The organism is Pseudarthrobacter sp. NIBRBAC000502772 (genome assembly GCF_006517235.1).
In the GTDB taxonomy this organism is placed as follows: Bacteria; Actinomycetota; Actinomycetes; order Actinomycetales; family Micrococcaceae; genus Arthrobacter.
On record NZ_CP041188.1, the window covers coordinates 3958466 to 3975584 of the forward strand.

The following is a 17119-nucleotide window of genomic DNA, read 5'->3' on the forward strand; positions in this document are numbered from 1 at the left end:
ATAGGGTGCAGCCATGAGCTATATGAGCGGACGGACCGAGCGGCTGCTGCCGGCACGGTCCGTATGGACCACCTCCATGGTCTGGTGGCATGCCGGCTTCTACGCCGCGCTGGCCTGCGTGTCCTATTTCGCCCTGTTCGGCGACGAGCGCCATTCCGGGACGCCCCTGGTCATTGGTCCGCTGGTGCTCCTCGGGGCCGCATACCCGTTCCTGACCCGGACCAGGGATCTCCGGACGCTGCGGCCCACCATCTACGTGGCACTGCTGGTGGCGGTGGTGGTGTTCCTGTCCTTTGTGTACGACGGCGCCGGGGTCCTGCTGTTTGTGGCCTTCCCGCAGGTCTGGATGTTCACGTCCTCGCAGCGCCAGGGCGTGGCAGCCACCGCCGTGCTGTGCGTCGGCGTGGCCGTTGGCCAGATCAGCCGCTGGGGACTTGCGGGCACGGAGGTGTACGGCATCACGGCCCAGCTGGTGACCTCGTTTGTGGCCAGCTGCATGATCGGACTCTGGATCTCGAAAGTCATTGAGCAAAGCGAACAGCGTGCCGAGCTGCTGGCCGAGCTTGAGGCCACGCGCCACGAACTGAACAACGCCGAGCAGGCACGCGGTGCATTGGCTGAGCGTGAGCGGATGGCCCGGGAAATCCACGACACCCTGGCCCAGGGGTTCACGTCCATCGCCATGCTCTCCGAAGCGGCGCAGGCCCAGCTCAGGGCGCAACCCGAGGCCCCCTCCGGGCTGGTGCGCAGCCTCACCGCCATTTCGCGGACCGCCCGGGAGAACCTCGCGGAAGCGCGGGTCCTGGTGGCCTCCGGCGTCCCGTCCGATGTCCAGGGCGGAGACCTCCTGGCGGCACTGAAGCGGCTGCCGGACACCGTGCACCTGGACAGCGTCCGGCTGACGATGGAGCTGCCCGACAGCCTGCCCCCGCTGCCGTCCACGCAGCAGGTGGCACTGCTCCGGACGGCCCAGGAGGCACTTAACAACGTCCGCAGGCATTCCGGGGCCACGGCCGCGGAGGTACTGATGGATATCCCTGCCGGCGGCCCGCCGCTGCTCCGGCTGACCGTCTCGGACAACGGGCAGGGCTTTGACGTCTCGGCGGATCACCAGGGGTTCGGCCTGAAGTCGATGGCTGCCCGGCTGGACGAAATCGGTGGCCGGCTCCAGGTCACTTCCGCGCCGGGCGCCACCCGGCTGGTGGCGGTGGTCCCCACCGAGGCCCTCGGGCCCGGCGGCACAGACACCGGGCCAGTGACCCGCGGTACGGACGCACCACTGCCCGGAGCCGTGACATGAGCCTCCCGGAAACTGTGACAGTTGTCCTCGCCGATGACCACCCCGTGGTCCGGAGCGGCCTGGCCGCGCTGCTGGACACCGCGGACGGCATCGATGTGGTGGCCGCCGCGGCCAACGGCGTGGAGGCGGTGGACGCCGTCAGCCGGCTGCGCCCCGCCGTCGTCCTGATGGACCTGCGCATGCCCGTCCTTGACGGCGCCGGCGCCACGGCGCAGATCCGGGACCGGTTTCCTGACACCAAGGTGCTGGTGCTGACCACGTACGACGACGACTCCGACATCATGCGCGCCGTGGAGTCAGGGGCGGTGGGCTATCTCCTGAAGGACACGGCCGGGGACCGCATCATCGAGGCCGTGCGTGCTGCAGCGCGCGGTGAGACGGTTCTCGCTCCGCCGGTGGCGGCACGCCTGGTCTCGCGGATGCGTGCGCCTGAACTGCCCCGCCTGACGGCCCGCGAGGTGGAGGTCCTCGGCTGCGTGGCGCAGGGATTGAGCAATCCCGAGGTGGCCACCGCGCTCCATATCGCCGAGGCGACTGTCAAGACGCACCTGCTGCGGATCTTCAACAAGCTGGACGTGGACGACAGGACCCGTGCCGTTGTCCTGGCCATGGAGCGGGGCCTTTTGTAACCGATTTGTGTCGTAACGCACACTGCCGACTACAATCTAGGTGAGCTCAGCGTGGCGCTCTGCCTGTAAACCTTCACACCAGGATTTGAGCCGAGACATGAAAATTGGAATTCTTACCAGCGGTGGCGACTGCCCCGGACTGAACGCCGTCATCCGCGGGGCCGTCCTCAAGGGCATCGCCATTCACGGCCACCAATTCGTGGGTTTCCTGGACGGCTGGCGCGGCGTCGTTGAGGGCGACATCATCGATATTCCCCGCACTTTGGTCCGGGGTATTGCGAAACAGGGCGGAACCATCCTTGGCACCTCCCGCACCAACCCCTTTGAAAACGGCGGCGGTCCGGAGGTCATCAAGGCCCACATGGACCGCCTCGGCATCGACGCCATCATCGCAATCGGCGGCGAAGGGACCCTCGCTGCGGCCAAGCGCCTCACCGACGTCGGGCTCAAGATTGTGGGTGTCCCCAAGACCGTGGACAACGACCTTGACGCCACGGATTACACCTTCGGTTTCGACACGGCCGTGCAGATCGCCACCGAGGCCATCGACCGGCTCCGGACAACGGGCGAGTCCCACCACCGCTGCATGATCGCCGAGGTCATGGGCCGCCATGTGGGCTGGATTGCCCTGCACGCCGGCATGGCCGCCGGTGCCCACGCCATCCTGATCCCCGAGCAGAAGGTCAGCCTTGATCAGATCACCGAATGGGTCCAGGAAGCCCACGACCGTGGCCGCGCCCCGCTGATTGTTGTGGCCGAGGGCTTTGTTCCGGACCACATGGATTCTCCGCACTCCGAGCGCGGCCTGGACACGTTCGGCCGGCCACGCCTCGGCGGCATCGCGGACCAGCTCGCCCCCGAGATTGAAGCGCGCACCGGCATCGAAACCCGCGCCACCACCCTCGGGCACATCCAGCGCGGCGGCGTCCCGTCCGCATTCGACCGTGTGCTCGCCACCCGGCTGGGCATGGCCGCCATTGACTCCGTGGTGGAGGGCTACTGGGGCACCATGGTGGCACTCAAGGGCACCGACATTGAGCACGTGAGCTTCGACAAGGCCCTGGGCCAGCTGAAGACCGTTCCGCAGAAGCGCTACGACGAGGCAGCGGTCCTCTTCGGGTAAGCCCGGTCAGCGCGAACGGACACTTGAGGCCCCTCCGCTGTGGGGCCTCAAGTGTCCGTTCGCGCTTCCCTGTGCTGGGTAGGCTGAGGATATGACTCTTGACCCCGGTTCCGCCGCCATCATCCAGCTCGCTTGGGCCCGGCATTTGGGGCTCGACGACGGCGCTTTCGCAGCGTCGCTGACTTCCGGCGAGCGGATAGTCAGGGCCAACGACGCTGCAGAGACTGTGGAGTTCGTCAGGCTGTTCGGCAGCTCGGCACTGGTGGGGCCGCAATGGGTCATTGACGCGGCGGCCGGAATTCCGGACGAGGAGATGGCGCATCATGTGACCCTCCTGACCCTGACTCGGTCCCATGGAGGCCACGGCCTGGGCTCGGCGGCGTTGTTCTTTGCCGACGACCTGCCACTGCGCCAGCCTTCCGAAGAGCTGACCGTGTCCCACGGAAATCCGGAGGCGATCGAGCTCGAGGGCCTGTGCCCGCCGGACGACGTCAACGAAGTGCGCCTGTCAGAACTCGAGAACCGCTACACGATCCTCCATGAGGTGGACGGGCTGCGTGTTCCGGTGGCCTGCGGCGCCTACGGGGAGTGGGAAGGACTTCTCGCGCAGATGGGAGTCCTGGTGGACCCCGAGTGGCGGCGCCGCGGGCTGGGATCCGTGGCCGCATCGATCGCAGCCCACGAGGCCCTCGCGGCGGGCCTCACCATCCAGTGGCGCGCCGAAGTCAGCAACACCGGGGCGGTGGCCCTGGCGCGGCAGCTGGGCCTGTCCACCGGCGGCATCCAGACCAGCGTGCACCTGGGCTGACGCCGCCTGGGACGGCTGCCTACTTTTGTGACGCCGCCTGGGACGCCCGGGTGGCCTCTACGGCCGGAGCCGCCGGCTGACCGCTCCAGCCCGCCACGGCCTTGGGCTTGGCGAAGAACAGTGCCACGGCAGCGCCCACCAGGATCACACCGGCAGGAAGCAGGATGGACTGTCCCATCGCCGTCGAGAATCCCTCATGGAGCGCCTCGGGCAACTGGCCGGAGAATTCCATTCCGCCCGCCCCGGGACCGTGCGCGGGAAGCTCCGCGGCCAGGCGCGCCTGGATGAGCACTGCGATGGCCGCGCTGCCCAGTACCGCGCCGATCTGGCGGGTGGTGTTGTAGACCCCGGAACCTGCCCCGGCCTGACGCGGGGGCAGATTGCGCGTGGCCGTGGAGCTCAGGGGCGCCCAGATGCCGGCATTCGCGAACCCCAGGACGGCGCTGGGCAGGAGGAAGAGCAGGATCGGTGTATCCGGGTGCATCAGGGCGGAGTTCCAGAACAGCGCCACGGCCATCAGGACCAGCCCGCCGGCAGTGATGTACTTCGGATCGACACGGTCGATGATCTTGCCCACCACGGGCGCCAGGCCACCGGAGATGAGGGCCATGGGAACCATCATGAGCGCCGATTCGGTGGGCGTCATGCCCCGCACCAGCTGGTAGTAGAAAATGAGCGGCAGCGCGAAGGCGGTCACGGTGAAGCCAACGGTGGTGATCCCGATGTTGGCCAAGGAGAAATTGCGGTCCCGGAACAGGCCCAGTGGCAGGAGCGGCTCGCCCTTGTTGAAGCGCTGCCAGAGAATGAACGCCCCAAGCACCACCATGCCCGTGATGATGAGACCCCAGACGCTGACGGGGCCCACGATGGTCCCCCAGTTGTACGTCTCGCCTTCCTGGATGCCGAACACCAGGAGGAACAGCCCGGCGGCGCTGAGCAGCACGCCCGGGATGTCGAACTTATGGGGGTGCGTGCTGAGGGTGGGGACGAACCGCCAGGCGAGGATAAATCCAACGATGCCGACCGGGACGTTGATGAAGAAGATCCATTCCCAGCCGAGGCTGTCCACGAGCAGGCCGCCCAGGATTGGTCCCACCAGCGTTGCCAGGCCCGCGGTGGCGCCCCACAGGCCCATGGCGGCGCCCCGGCGGTCCGGCGGGAAGATCCTGGTGATCACCGCCATGGTCTGCGGCGTCATGATGGCGGCGCCCAGGCCTTGGAAGATCCGGGCCGTGATCAGCGTCTGGACGTCACCGGCCAGCCCGCACCAGAGGGAGGCGAGCGTGAAGACCACGAGGCCGGAGAGGTAGAGCTTCTTGGGTCCGAAGCGGTCGCCGAGCCGGCCAGTGATCAGCAGCGGCACGGCGTAGGCCAGCAGGTAGGCGCTGGTCACCCAGATCACGGCATTGATGTCCGTTTCCAGTCCCTCCATGATGCTGGGGTTGGCCACCGAAACGATGGTGGTGTCGATCAGGATCATAAAGAACCCGATGACCAGGGACCAGAGGGCTGGCCAGGGCCGCGCTACATTTTCCAAGCCTCAGTTGCCCAGCAGATCGAGGATGTCGGTGCGGGCGAACATCTGCGCGGCGGCCCGGGCGGAGGGGCTGCCGGCGTCGGGATCTGCACCGGCGTCCAGCAACACGCGGGACACGTCCACATACCCCTTGAATGCTGCACCGGCCAAGGGGGTCTGGCCGCGGTCGTTGGCCGTGTTGGCCTCTCCGCCGTGCTCCAGGATCAGCTGTACCGTCTCAGCGTGGCCGTGGTAGGCGGCCAGCATCAGCAGCGAATCGCCCGCAGTGTTGGTCATGGTGGCGGGCGCCCCGGCCTCGAGATATCTCCGCAGCAGGCCGGTGTCCCCCTCCCGGGCAGCCTGGAAGAGCCGGTGCGCCAACGCCACCGCTTCGTCGTCGGGCGCGGCCTCGGGTTTGGCGGCGCCGGGCGTAGCGGCGTCGGGTGCGGTGTTCTCGGTCATGAGCGGGTCCCCCTCAGGAATCCAGTCTGGCGTCCCACTACCTGGCCGGCGTCGGGGGCAACAATTACTTCCTGGGCAGCGATGTAAGGCTCCTCGCCGTCCAGCACGGTCAGCATTTCGTCCGGTGCGACGGACCGTTTGATGACGGCCAGCGCCACCGGGCCCATTTCGTAGTGCTGCGCAACGGAGGTCACTGTTCCGACCTTCCGCTCGCCCAGCATGACCTGGCTACCGGGCGCGGGCATGGTGTGCTGCGATCCGTCCAGCTGGAGGAACACCAGGCGCCGCGGCGGATGGCCCAGGTTGTGCACGCGGGCGATGGTCTCCTGGCCTTTGTAGCAGCCCTTCGACAAGTGCACGGCGGTGCGGAGGAGGTCCAGTTCGTGCGGAATGGTTTTGTCGTCGGTTTCCGCGCCCAGCCTGGGGCGCCACGCGGCAATACGCAGGGCTTCGGCCGCCATAACACCGGCCAGCGGGCGGTCCGCCAACGTGTCCTCAAGTGCAGCGGCCGGGACGAGGTACTCGATCCAGGGGCGCTCCAGCCCCGGGTGCCCTTCCTCCGGAACCACAGCGTAGGAGTAGCCGCCGGCGCCGACGTGCGGCCACGGATCCCGCCAGGCCAGCAGCCCGGACCATTCCTCCACAGTCTTGGTGGACCCGAGCACGGCCCAGTCGGCGGAGACGTCGGTGACCTCCACGCGCAGCATGAACTTCATTTTGTTCAGCCACTCAGCCAGCGGTGCAGCCTCGGCGGCTTCAACAATCAGCCAGGTGGTCCCGCCGTCGTCCACTACACGGGCGTCAAACTCGATCCGGCCCTGGATACTCAATAGCAGCAACTCACTTGACTCCCCCGGCTGCAGGCCGGTGACCTGCTGGGAAGACAGGGTGTTCAGCCAGGTCAGCCGGTCCGGACCGCTGACCGTCACCACGCCGCGGTGGGAGAGGTCGACGACGGCGGTGCCGGCCGCGAGGGCGCGCTGCTCACGCAACGGCTCACCGTAGTGGGATGCGACGCCGGTGTCCGCGCCGGTGGCCTCGACGGCGCCGGGGCGCGACAGTAGGGGGCTGGGAGTAGTCATACTGGAGGAACGTCCTTAGGTCGGTGGGTATTCCGGTCAGCGGTATTCCGGGTTTTCGAAGTCGAAGCGTGTTCCGGCTTTCCATTCTTCAGGAAGATTGCCGTAGGCGGGAATCCCGCCGGCGTCCTTAAGCATCCGGGCGAAATGCAGCAGGTTCCATGTCATAAAAGTGGTGTTGCGGTTGGTGAAGTCGGATTCGGGGCCGCCGGAGCCTTCGTCAAGATAGCTCGGGCCGGGGCCAACCGGGCCGATCCAGCCGGCGTCGGCCTGGGGAGGGATGGTGAAGCCGATGTGCTGCAGGCTGTACAGCACGTTCATGGAACAGTGCTTGATGCCGTCCTCGTTGCCGGTGATCAGGCAGCCGCCAACTTTGGGGTAGAACACCCATTGGCCCTTGTGGTTGAGTTCCCCCGAATGCGCGTAAAGCCGTTCGATCAGCTTCTTGGTCTGGGAGGAGTTGTCGCCCAGCCAGATGGGACCGGCCACCACCACAATGTCGGCCTCTTCAACTGCAGGGTACAGTTCCGGCCACTCATCGGACGGCCAGCCGTGCTCGGTCATGTCCGGGTAAACACCGCTGGCGATGTCGTGATCGACAGTCCTGATCACGCGGGTGCTCACGCCCTGCTTCTCCATGATGAGGCGGCTGACATTGATCAGGCCTTCGGTGTTGCTGGTCTCCGGCGACCGTTTCAGAGTGCCGTTGAAGAACACAGCCTTCAGGTCGCTGTAATCCGTGGAGTCCTTCTGTGTAGCCATGATGCTCCCTTGATTCACTCGTGGGTGAAGCCCAGGATGCCAAGTCTACTGATGACCGGTGTCACGGCAGGGCGTCAGGAAACCCTTTTCAGGAAGGCAGAGGCGTGCGCTTCGAGGCCCTTGCCGGGCTGCGATGTTCCGCCGGTGGCCACGTCCCAGCGCCAGAGCAGGTTGCCGTCCACCAGTCCGAAGATCCGGGTGGCCGCGCTGTAGTCCTTGGAATGGCTGCCGCGCATCACCATGTCGGTGGTCAGCTGGATCTGCGGGCCCTTGATCTGCCCGTAGTAGAGCTCGGAGATCCCGCCGGGATGTGAGATGGACACCGAGATATCGAACCCGCCGTCTTTATTGCGGAGCGCTTCGACTTCATCGGCGCTCTTAAGAGCGGGAACAATATCGGCCGGAATCAGGCCCGGTCCGCCGTCGGCATCAAGCTGTTTGCGCTCCAGCGCCCAAAAACCGGTCTCAACCGTCAGCGGCCGCAGGCGCGTGCCGTCGTCGTCGGTTAACCAGCTCTCCGCGCGGTACTGAAGATACGGCAAGCCGTTGTGCGTGAAGGAGACATGCTGGAGGAAGTGCTCCGAGTCCTCGTCCCCGCTGCCGAGACGGCCGCTGCCTTCCCACTCACCAATGAGCCAGGAAAGCGGAACAAGTTCCGGTGTCAGGTCTGTCGGAATTTCTATCGGCACGGCAAATTACCTCAGGAAAAGTGCTAGCTCGTTGAACGGGTTTACTTCTGGCCTTTGAAGAGGCGGTAAACCACAAAGCCGGCGAACCAGGCCATGGACAGGCTGGCGATGCCGAGCAGGACGAGGAAGAAGATTTCAAATGCAAGAACGGACATGATGCCATCCTAACCGGTTAGTAGATGAGTAGTTTGTCTATGAAGTAAGCCAGGGAGCCCACGGCCGAAACCGGCGCAAGGCCCATGCTAACCGCAGCCAGAAGATTCAGCGGACCGCCGCGGAGTGTTACGAGTCGGCGGAAGCTGACCAGCACGGCGCCCACCACAACACCGAAGGTCGCCGCCGGCAGAACGGCAATATCGGAGAAGACCAGGCCGGCGAGCGGCCCGGCAAGTCCTGCCATCACGATGCCGAGGGGGGCCACGATGCTGTCCGGCCAGCGGATCAGGCCGGCCAGCAGAGCCACGGCAGCGCTGACGGCTGCCACCAGGAGCATCTCCCGCACGCCGTTGAAGCGCGCGCCGGCAATCCAGCCTGCCCCCAGGCACGAGAGGAGCACTCCGGCGCAGCAGCCCAGGGTGGACTCAAGCCGTTGGGCCTGGCCCGTGCCTCGGATGAGCTGCACCACAAACACAGCCATCATTCCCAACGCCATGAACGCCGGTGTCCAGTCCAGAAAACCCGGGGCGGGGACAAAACCGGCAGCGAGCGCCGATCCGACGCCGGGCAGCGCAATGACGGCTGCAAGGGTCTTTTTCGCGGGGATGCGCAGGAAATGGGGCCAGCCGATGCCTACTGCCACAGCGATCACCACAGCGACGCCGATGAGTACCTCGCGTGAGATGTAGACGCCGGCGATGATCGCTACGAGTCCCGCCACTCCGACAACACCGATGACCCACGAGCCCAGCGACTTTGCCGGGGCCTGCACCTCGGCGGTCATCGGGAACCCGGCCGGCCGGTTCGCTTCGGCTTCGACTCTGCACTCAATTCGTGGCATCCCATTCTGGCTGTGGACCCGGCGGCTCGGCCTTCGGTGTCAGGGCGTTCTGCCCGACGGTACAATCCTGCCTTATGTGACCCGGATATGTCGCAAAACGAAGGTTTGACGGGGCGGAATCCGTGCTGTCGTGCAGGGCGATGGGTATACTCAGAGTTCAGCTACGCTTCCTGCTACGGATGCCGGCCGGATAGATTATTAGTCGGCCAAGTCCGCTGCAGCGGAGATAGTACCGGCCGGTGAAAACCCGGTTCAGTCGCCCAAAGATGCGCGGACGCCCCTTGGAGGAACAATGTCGCACATCCTGCTATTGACGAACAGCACCGGTTCTTCGGTAGACATTCTGCCTGCCCTGGAATTGCTGAACCACCGCGTGCATATCCTCGCCGCGGAACCCACAGCCCTGCTGGAGACCGATCCCTGCGATATTGTGCTTCTCGACGCCCGCAAGGACCTGGTGGGCGCCCGCTCCCTCACCCAGCTGCTCAAGGCCACAGGTCTGAGCGCACCCCTGGTCCTGATCCTGACCGAGGGCGGCATGGCCGCTGTTTCTTCGGCCTGGGCCGTGGATGACATCGTGCTCGATTCAGCCGGTCCCGCCGAAGTGGAAGCCCGCATCAGGCTCTCCGTGGCGCGTGCAGTGCCGGACAAGGATGACGCCCCCACGGAGATCCGGGCGGCAGGCGTGGTCATCGATGAAGCTAGCTACACTGCCCGCGTCAACGGCGCCCCGCTGAACCTGACGTTCAAGGAATTCGAACTCCTCAAATACCTGGCCCAGCACCCCGGCCGCGTCTTCACCCGCCAGCAACTGCTCACCGAAGTGTGGGGCTATGACTACTACGGCGGCACGCGCACCGTGGATGTCCACGTCCGGCGGCTGCGGGCCAAACTCGGTGCGGACCACGAAAACCTGATCAGCACGGTCCGGAACGTCGGCTACCGCCTGACCCTGGTGCGGCAGCAGGAAGACGAACTGACGGAAGCCTGACACCGTTCCGACAGGAACAGCCCCGGACCTCTGGTCCGGGGCTGTTCCTGTCTTAGTGATGCTGTATTTGTGGAGGACATACGGGTCGAACGTATCGAGGCCACCCCACTGGTGGATCCCCCTCGTTTCCCACCGTTACCGGCGGGTGAGATATCGACTATACGTGCCCGCCCCGGGGCCATCAAATCGGAGCGCCTTCCGGCCGGGGCGTATAGCCTAGCCTCATGAGTCCTGCGCACCCGGAAAAATGGCCCGTCCTTATCGTCCACGGCGGTCTGGAAGAACAGCTGCTGAAGGACTCCGTGGCGCTCCTCGCAGCTGCCGAAGAGTCTGACGGCAACCCCTCACTTTCCGAGCAAACGGTGGTAACGCTCCGTGCCGGTGACTCCGCCGAGCATTCCCTCCTGACCCTGGCGCTCTACGCGCCGGACGAGGACTCCGATCCCTCCTCCGGCCAGGACCTGGCCGGGTTTGCCGTTGTTGTGGAGGAGCCTGACGGCAGCGGAGTGCTGGAAATTGCCGTCCACCCCAGCTACCGCAACCAGGGCGTGGCGGACAGGCTTGTCGGCGCACTGCAGTCGGGGCGAGGCCTGGATGGGCTGAAGGCCTGGTCCCACGGCAACCATGAGGCAGCCGCGGACCTCGCCGCCCGCTACGGCTACGGTCCGGTGCGCGAACTCTGGAAGATGAGGCTGACCACCGCCACGGCAGAACTGCCCGACGTCGGCCTGCCGGATGGCGTCACGCTCCGCCCCTTTGTGCCGGGCAAGGACGAGGACCGCTGGCTGGCTGCGAACCGCGCCGCATTTGCCCACCACCCCGAGCAGGGCTCGATGTCCCGCGCGGACTTGGATGCCCGCATGGCCGAGGACTGGTTTGATCCCGCCGGCTTTCTGTTGGCCGTGGACGCCGAGGACCGGTTGCTGGGATTCCACTGGACCAAGGTGCATCCGCGCCACGGCGCCCACCCGGCGATTGGCGAGGTCTACGCTGTTGGTGTCACGCCGGCCGCGCAGGGTATGGGCCTGGGTAAAGCCCTCACAGTGGCTGGCATCAGGCATCTGCAGGGTCTGGGGCTTCACGCCGTCATGCTCTACACGGATGCCGACAACACCGCTGCCGTTTCCCTCTACCGGGGCCTGGGCTTCACACGCTGGGATATGGACGTGATGTACGGACCGCTGGCCTCCGTTTAGTGGCACCCGGGTGAGTTATCCCACTCGTGTGACTAACGACTTCAGGTGGCCCGAAATCTAGGGCTTGTGGACGCTGATTGATTGTAAGGTTGGTAAAGAACCGCGCCGGCCGAGGGCCAGCATCAAGCGCCAGGTAAGAGGAGAGACCATGAAACCGGAACCCGCCGGAACAGTCACGTCCGAGGGCGCTTCAGCGCCGGTGCGCGCGCGCTTCGGCTCATCCGAAGTCCCTGCCTCGCGCGCAACGCAGGACCGGATCGACATCCCCGAGTTTGCGCCCAATCTTGTGCCCGAAGGGGACATCCGGCCGGACCGTTTCCTGGACCGCGAGCTCAGCTGGCTGGCTTTCAACTCCCGTGTCCTCGAGCTCGCCGAAGATCCTACGCTCCACCTCCTGGAACGCGTGGCGTTCCTGTCCATCTTCGCGTCCAACCTGGACGAGTTCTTTATGGTCCGGGTGGCGGGCCTGAAGCGGCGCATCGCCACCAACCTCGCCGTGCCCTCCCCTGCCGGCCTCAGCCCGGTGGAGGTGCTGGAGAAAATCGGGGACGAAGCCCACCGACTCCAGCAGCGCCATGCCCAGGTCTACGCCGAACAGATCCGCCCCGCCCTGGCCTACGAGCACATCCACCTGATGCACTGGGACGAACTGGACGACACCGCCAAACAGCAGCTCAGCGCCATGTTCGCCGAAAAGGTCTTCCCGATCCTGACGCCGCTGGCGGTGGACCCGGCACACCCGTTCCCCTACATTTCGGGCCTCTCCCTCAACCTGGCCGTGGTGGTCCGCAACCCCGTGAGCGACAAGGAACTTTTCGCCCGCCTCAAGGTTCCGGACCAGCTTCCCCGCCTGATCTCCATCGACGGTCCGCGGGCCGGGGCGGTCGCGGGACGCGTGGCGCGTTTCATCGCGCTTGAGGAAGTCATTGCCGTCCACCTGGACAAGCTCTTCGCCGGCATGGAAGTCCTGGAACACCACATCTTCCGCGTCACCCGCAACGAGGACCTCGAAGTGGAAGAGGACGACGCCGAGAACCTCCTGCAGGCGCTGGAGAAGGAACTGCTGCGCCGCCGGTTCGGCCCGCCCGTCCGCCTCGAGGTCACCCACGACATCAACCCGAACATCCGGGCCCTGCTCATCCGTGAGCTCGGAGTGGACGAGTCCGAGGTGTACTCGCTCCCGGCTCCGTTGGACCTCCGCGGCCTGTCCGTCATTGCCGGGATTGACCGTGCCGACCTTCATTACCCCAAGCACATGCCGCACACGTCCCGGTTCCTCAACGAGTCCGAGACGTCCAAGGCCGCCAACGTTTTCTCGGCCATGCGCCGCCGCGACATCCTGCTTCACCACCCGTACGATTCCTTCTCCACGTCCGTGCAGGCGTTCCTGGAACAGGCGGCCGCGGACCCCAAGGTCCAGGCCATCAAGCAGACCCTGTACCGGACTTCGGGCGACTCCCCCATCGTTGACGCCCTGATCGATGCCGCCGAGGCCGGCAAGCAGGTGCTGGCCCTCGTGGAGATCAAGGCCCGGTTCGACGAGCAGGCCAATATCTCATGGGCCCGCAAGCTGGAACAGGCGGGCGTCCACGTGGTCTACGGCATCGTGGGCCTGAAAACCCACTGCAAGCTGTCGCTGGTGGTCCGCCAGGAAGTGGACGGGCTGCGCCGCTACTGCCACATCGGCACCGGAAACTACCACCCGAGGACCGCGCGCTACTACGAGGACCTTGGCCTGCTGACCGCGAACGACCAGGTGGGCGAGGACCTGTCCAAGCTGTTCAACCAGCTCTCCGGCTATGCTCCGAAGTCAACGTTCAAGCGGCTCTTGGTTGCTCCGCGCTCCGTCCGCTCCGGGCTGATCGACCGCATCGAGACCGAGATCCGCAACGCCAGGGCCGGGCTGGCCGCCAGGGTGCAGATCAAGGTCAACTCCATGGTGGATGAAGCCATCATCGACTCCCTCTACCGCGCGTCCCAGGCCGGCGTGATGGTGGACGTCGTTGTGCGCGGCATCTGCTCGCTGCGTCCCGGCGTTCCGGGCCTCAGTGACAACATCACAGTGCGCTCCGTGCTGGGCCGGTTCCTGGAACACTCCCGGGTGTTCGCCTTTGCCAACGGCGGCGATCCTGTGGTTTACATCGGCTCGGCGGACATGATGCACCGGAACCTGGACCGCAGGGTCGAGGCCCTTGTCCAGCTGTCCAATCCCGACGACATCAGCTACGTCCTTAACCTGCTGCGCCGCTACATGGATCCGGAGACCGCCAGCTGGCATCTGGATAGCCAGGGTCTATGGAACCGGCACCACATTGCCGACGACGGCAGCCACCTCGACGACATCCAGTCCTGGCTGCTGGCGTCGCGCACCCGCCAGCGCAGCCTGAGCCGTCGGTAGGGCTGCGGCGTTGGCGAGCGACATCCTCGTAGCAGACCAAACAGATCATCCCGGCGAGGCAGTCGCCGTCGTCGCAGCCGGGGCGCTGCCCTGGCGTATCAACTCTGAAGGTCTCGAAGTCCTGCTGATCCACCGTCCGCGGTACGACGACTGGTCCTGGCCCAAGGGCAAAATCGACGCCGGCGAGACCCTTCCCGAATGCGCGGCCCGTGAGGTGCAGGAGGAGATCGGACTTGATGCACCCCTGGGCATTCCGCTGCCGCCGATCCACTACCGGGTGGCGACTGGACTGAAGGTGGTCCACTACTGGGCGGTCCACGTCAACGGAGCCCGCCTCGTTCCCGACGGCAAGGAGGTGGACCGCGTGGTGTGGTGCGCCCCTGAAACGGCCGCGGGGCTGCTGTCCAATCCGACCGACGTCGTTCCCCTGGAGTACCTGCGGGCAGCCCATGGCCGGGGTGACCTGAACACGTGGCCGCTGATTGTGGTCCGGCATGCAAAGGCCAAGCCCCGCTCGTCCTGGTCCAAAGCCGAGGGTGAACGGCCCCTGGCCGCGACGGGAATCAGGCAGGCGCAGGCCGTCAGCCGGCTGCTGCAGGCCTGGAAGCCACCCCGCGTGGTGACGAGTCCCTGGCAGCGCTGCGTGTCAACCGTGGCGCCATACCTGAGGGCAACAGGGGCCAAGGTCAAACTGGTGGAAGCGCTGACGGAACACCGGCACGCCAGGACCCCCAAAAAAACCGCTGCCGCCATTGAGTCGCTCCTGGAGAAGGCACGCCCCGTCGCCGTCTGCACGCACCGCCCCGCCCTGCCCACCATCCTGGGCCAGCTGGGCAAGCACATGCCCGGCCGCGTGCGCGCGCTTCTGCCGGACGCCGACCCGTACCTGTCCCCTGGTGAGCTGGTGGTGTGCCACGTGGCCATCGACAACAGGCGCCGCGTCGTGGCAGTGGAGCAGTTCAAGCCCTTCGACGACTAGGTTTTCGGCACGCCCGGCCGCGACGCAGCCTGTTGACCCCGAGATGTTTGTATCAAATACTTAGTACATTGATGCGCAAAATCTGGGGGATGATGTGCCGGGCGTCGACGGTCTCGAATTAGCGGTTCACAATGTGCCGCCCATGGTCATGTTGTGGCCGTTCCTGTTGGCCGCCGGCCTGTACCTGCTGTTGCGGTGGGTGATCAGGGCCCCGGGCGGCGGGACCACAGCCGTGACGGTTTCCCAGCATGCGCTGTGGATCGGCGTGATCGGATGGTTGGCTAGCTCCCTGCAGCCCGCGTGGACTGCGGGCATCCTTCCGGCGGGCAACACATCGCCCGCCCTGGCCACGCCCACAAGCATCCTCGGAGCTTTGGCGTGGCCGGTCCTGGGCTGCGTGGCGGTCCATGCCGTGGGGCAGCTGAGCTACCCCGGACCCCGGCTCCCGCGCCGGCTGGCCTGGTTGGAGATCCGCCGCGTCCGGGACTACCTGCCCCGTACCCTCGCCTGGACTGTCGCTGCGATCTTTGTCGGTTCGGCGCTGCAGATCGGGTTTGTGGCTGGCCTTCCGGCCTACGACGCCATCCCGTATGGCGCTTTGCAGGAAGACCCCGGCAGTTTCAGGCGCACCGGTGGGGACGGCCGGATCCAGGGTTTCGTTTTGGCCGCCTGCCTGGGCGCCGCCTGGCTAACCCTCGCGTTGGGAACCGCGCTGGTGCTCACACTCATCAGCCACCGGAGGCAGCTCGAGGCCCTGGATGCACCGGAGAACGACCTGCTGCGGTCCATCGCCATGAACAGGCTCCTGAGGACCGTCGCAACCATCGCCGCCGGGCTTGCCGCGGTGGCAGGCAACTTTGCTGCCCGGCCCGATCCGGCCGCCAATGTAACCAGCTGGACCAACCCGGCCGGATTCGCGGCGTTCGTGGTGCTGCTGGTCATGTGGGGGTGGGCGCCACCCAAGCTGCCCAGCGTCCAGGTCAACGGCAAGGGGAACAGGGCAGCGCTCTCAGGATCACCGGCCGCCGCGCATCCGGCAACCCGTCTCGTTGTTTCCCTCGGGGCAGCCATGGGGCTGGCCACGCTGCTCGCCGCCCCGTTGGGATTCTTTCTTCTCGGCGCCGGTCTTCCGGGGCTGCCGGTGCTGTTTGTCGCGCTGATGGCGGCAGCCGTTCTGCTGGTGGCTGGGGCTGGCGAGCTGCTGCTCCAGCGCAGCTATGGCACCCACGGGATACCGCGGACATGGCCGCGGCAGGTGGTGAGCCCGGCTTTGCTCACCACGGCGATCGTCGCCGTCGTACTCTTCGTCGCGATCACGGTGCTGACTGCTGCGGGGGAATGGGAACTGCGTGAGGCTGGGCTGGACGGTATTCTGCGCCCGGGCGGCACGGCCCCCGATGGTTCTCCCGGCTGGGTGGTCGCGGCGGTGGCGACGGCGGCCGTCGCGGCCATCGCCAGCCTGCCGGTTGTTGCGGCCCGGAGGCGTCGCAGCATATCCACCGACATCCACGGCCTGGACGCCGCGCTGCGGGCCATCACGGTCCATCGTGTGGTGCGGACGTTCGCCGCGTACTGCACAGCCCAGGCGGGCGTGCTGCTGATGACGGCAAGCCAGGCCTGGCCGCCGTTGCTGGGCCTGCCGGCAACAACCTGGGCAGCCCCGTGGCAGCCGACCATCATTGCCGGGGTGCTGCTCGCGGCTGCCGGCGTGGTGATCGCCGTCATCCCGGTCAAGGGTTTCGCCCGGACTCCGGCCGCCCCGGTGAAGCCTGTCCGGGAAGGGGTGCCGTGAACGCCGGCGTCTCCGTGGACCTGCGCTCGGCAACCCCGCCGTATGAACAAATCCGCTCGCAGATCAGCGCCCTGATCGCCACCGGAACACTCACCGCCGGAAGCCGGCTGCCCACCGTCCGCAGCCTGGCCGCCGATCTGGGCATCGCCGCCGGAACGGTCGCGCGGGCGTACAAGGAACTTGAGGCTGCCGGACTCATTGAATCCCGACGGCGCAACGGCACCGTCGTCGCGCAGCCGGCACCGGTCGGCGCCCAGCAGGCAGGCGGGCCGGTGCCGGAAGCGGTGACTGCCGCCGTCGACCTTTTGGTCAATGCCGGCCGCGACGCCCGGCTCACCGATGAGCTGCTGCTCGATCTGGTCCGCGGCAAGCTGAGGAAGGGCTGATCCGATGCGCGG

16 protein-coding genes are annotated in these 17119 nt (G+C 66.4%); 10 read left to right on the top strand and 6 right to left on the bottom strand.

Translation table 11 applies throughout. From position 1 onward, the window contains the following. The first annotated feature begins 13 nt into the window (after positions 1–13). From NIBR502772_RS18325 to NIBR502772_RS18340, 4 genes are all read left to right on the top strand, one after another. Entirely contained in the window at positions 14–1300 is a 1287-nt protein-coding gene (locus NIBR502772_RS18325; protein ID WP_141141226.1) for a sensor histidine kinase, read from the top strand. Beyond that, a complete protein-coding gene (locus NIBR502772_RS18330) occupies positions 1297–1929 on the top strand; it encodes a response regulator transcription factor (protein WP_141141227.1) in 633 nt (210 codons plus the stop codon). The genes NIBR502772_RS18325 and NIBR502772_RS18330 overlap by 4 nt, the downstream gene beginning before the upstream one ends. 97 nt (positions 1930–2026) lie before the next feature. Then, positions 2027–3052 carry an ATP-dependent 6-phosphofructokinase gene (locus NIBR502772_RS18335; protein WP_141141228.1) on the top strand — a complete coding sequence of 342 codons (1026 nt, stop codon included), beginning with the start codon at positions 2027–2029 and terminating at the stop codon, positions 3050–3052. 91 nt (positions 3053–3143) lie between these two features. Further along, a complete protein-coding gene (locus NIBR502772_RS18340) occupies positions 3144–3860 on the top strand; it encodes a GNAT family N-acetyltransferase (RefSeq protein WP_141141229.1) in 717 nt (238 codons plus the stop codon). Positions 3861–3879: 19 nt separating this feature from the next. Here the strand turns inward: NIBR502772_RS18340 and NIBR502772_RS18345 are convergent, their stop codons facing one another. From NIBR502772_RS18345 to NIBR502772_RS18370, 6 genes are all read right to left on the bottom strand, one after another. Then, positions 3880–5397: a DHA2 family efflux MFS transporter permease subunit gene (locus NIBR502772_RS18345; protein ID WP_141141230.1), complete on the bottom strand. Its 1518-nt coding sequence runs from the start codon at positions 5395–5397 to the stop codon at positions 3880–3882. 3 nt (positions 5398–5400) lie between these two features. Beyond that, complete coding sequence (locus NIBR502772_RS18350; protein ID WP_141141231.1) at positions 5401–5838, bottom strand: ankyrin repeat domain-containing protein; 438 nt, start codon at positions 5836–5838, stop codon at positions 5401–5403. Then, positions 5835–6920 (bottom strand): folate-binding protein YgfZ, encoded by a 1086-nt coding sequence (locus tag NIBR502772_RS18355; RefSeq protein WP_141141232.1) that lies wholly within the window; start codon positions 6918–6920, stop codon positions 5835–5837. The genes NIBR502772_RS18350 and NIBR502772_RS18355 overlap by 4 nt, the downstream gene beginning before the upstream one ends. 36 nt (positions 6921–6956) lie before the next feature. Then, entirely contained in the window at positions 6957–7679 is a 723-nt protein-coding gene (locus NIBR502772_RS18360; protein ID WP_141141233.1) for a flavodoxin family protein, read from the bottom strand. A gap of 74 nt (positions 7680–7753) precedes the next feature. Continuing rightward, on the bottom strand, positions 7754–8368 hold the full coding sequence (locus NIBR502772_RS18365) for an FABP family protein (RefSeq protein ID WP_141141234.1): 615 nt from the start codon (positions 8366–8368) through the stop codon (positions 7754–7756). A gap of 172 nt (positions 8369–8540) precedes the next feature. Then, positions 8541–9308: a permease gene (locus NIBR502772_RS18370; RefSeq protein ID WP_141142153.1), complete on the bottom strand. Its 768-nt coding sequence runs from the start codon at positions 9306–9308 to the stop codon at positions 8541–8543. A gap of 349 nt (positions 9309–9657) precedes the next feature. Here NIBR502772_RS18370 and NIBR502772_RS18375 point away from each other — a divergent pair, with 349 nt between their 5' ends. The 6 genes from NIBR502772_RS18375 to NIBR502772_RS18400 all read left to right on the top strand — a co-directional run bounded on the left by NIBR502772_RS18375 (position 9658) and on the right by NIBR502772_RS18400 (position 17107). Beyond that, positions 9658–10356 carry a response regulator transcription factor gene (locus tag NIBR502772_RS18375; protein ID WP_056344481.1) on the top strand — a complete coding sequence of 233 codons (699 nt, stop codon included), beginning with the start codon at positions 9658–9660 and terminating at the stop codon, positions 10354–10356. 224 nt (positions 10357–10580) lie between these two features. After that, complete coding sequence (mshD, locus tag NIBR502772_RS18380) at positions 10581–11552, top strand: mycothiol synthase (protein WP_141141235.1); 972 nt, start codon at positions 10581–10583, stop codon at positions 11550–11552. A 148-nt stretch (positions 11553–11700) separates the two neighbouring features. After that, positions 11701–13950: an RNA degradosome polyphosphate kinase gene (locus tag NIBR502772_RS18385; protein WP_104061897.1), complete on the top strand. Its 2250-nt coding sequence runs from the start codon at positions 11701–11703 to the stop codon at positions 13948–13950. A gap of 10 nt (positions 13951–13960) precedes the next feature. Beyond that, complete coding sequence (locus NIBR502772_RS18390; protein WP_141141236.1) at positions 13961–14929, top strand: NUDIX hydrolase; 969 nt, start codon at positions 13961–13963, stop codon at positions 14927–14929. A 142-nt stretch (positions 14930–15071) separates the two neighbouring features. Beyond that, the gene (locus NIBR502772_RS18395) at positions 15072–16721 is read left to right on the top strand and encodes a hypothetical protein (protein ID WP_246848580.1); all 1650 of its coding nucleotides are present in this window, start codon (positions 15072–15074) and stop codon (positions 16719–16721) included. Next, positions 16718–17107, top strand: a complete 390-nt coding sequence (locus NIBR502772_RS18400) for a GntR family transcriptional regulator (RefSeq protein ID WP_141141237.1) — start codon at positions 16718–16720, stop codon at positions 17105–17107. The genes NIBR502772_RS18395 and NIBR502772_RS18400 overlap by 4 nt, the downstream gene beginning before the upstream one ends. Positions 17108–17119: the final 12 nt, after the last annotated feature.

Bases quoted from the DNA above. Each gene is read 5' to 3' on its own strand.
- NIBR502772_RS18325 (WP_141141226.1), top strand. From the start codon at position 14: ATGAGCTATATGAGCGGACGGACCGAGCGGCTGCTGCCGGCACGGTCC.
- NIBR502772_RS18330 (WP_141141227.1), top strand. From the start codon at position 1,297: ATGAGCCTCCCGGAAACTGTGACAGTTGTCCTCGCCGATGACCACCCC.
- NIBR502772_RS18335 (WP_141141228.1), top strand. From the start codon at position 2,027: ATGAAAATTGGAATTCTTACCAGCGGTGGCGACTGCCCCGGACTGAAC.
- NIBR502772_RS18340 (WP_141141229.1), top strand. From the start codon at position 3,144: ATGACTCTTGACCCCGGTTCCGCCGCCATCATCCAGCTCGCTTGGGCC.
- NIBR502772_RS18350 (WP_141141231.1), bottom strand. From the start codon at position 5,838: ATGACCGAGAACACCGCACCCGACGCCGCTACGCCCGGCGCCGCCAAA.
- NIBR502772_RS18355 (WP_141141232.1), bottom strand. From the start codon at position 6,920: ATGACTACTCCCAGCCCCCTACTGTCGCGCCCCGGCGCCGTCGAGGCC.
- NIBR502772_RS18360 (WP_141141233.1), bottom strand. From the start codon at position 7,679: ATGGCTACACAGAAGGACTCCACGGATTACAGCGACCTGAAGGCTGTG.
- NIBR502772_RS18370 (WP_141142153.1), bottom strand. From the start codon at position 9,308: ATGACCGCCGAGGTGCAGGCCCCGGCAAAGTCGCTGGGCTCGTGGGTC.
- NIBR502772_RS18375 (WP_056344481.1), top strand. From the start codon at position 9,658: ATGTCGCACATCCTGCTATTGACGAACAGCACCGGTTCTTCGGTAGAC.
- mshD (WP_141141235.1), top strand. From the start codon at position 10,581: ATGAGTCCTGCGCACCCGGAAAAATGGCCCGTCCTTATCGTCCACGGC.
- NIBR502772_RS18385 (WP_104061897.1), top strand. From the start codon at position 11,701: ATGAAACCGGAACCCGCCGGAACAGTCACGTCCGAGGGCGCTTCAGCG.
- NIBR502772_RS18395 (WP_246848580.1), top strand. From the start codon at position 15,072: ATGGTCATGTTGTGGCCGTTCCTGTTGGCCGCCGGCCTGTACCTGCTG.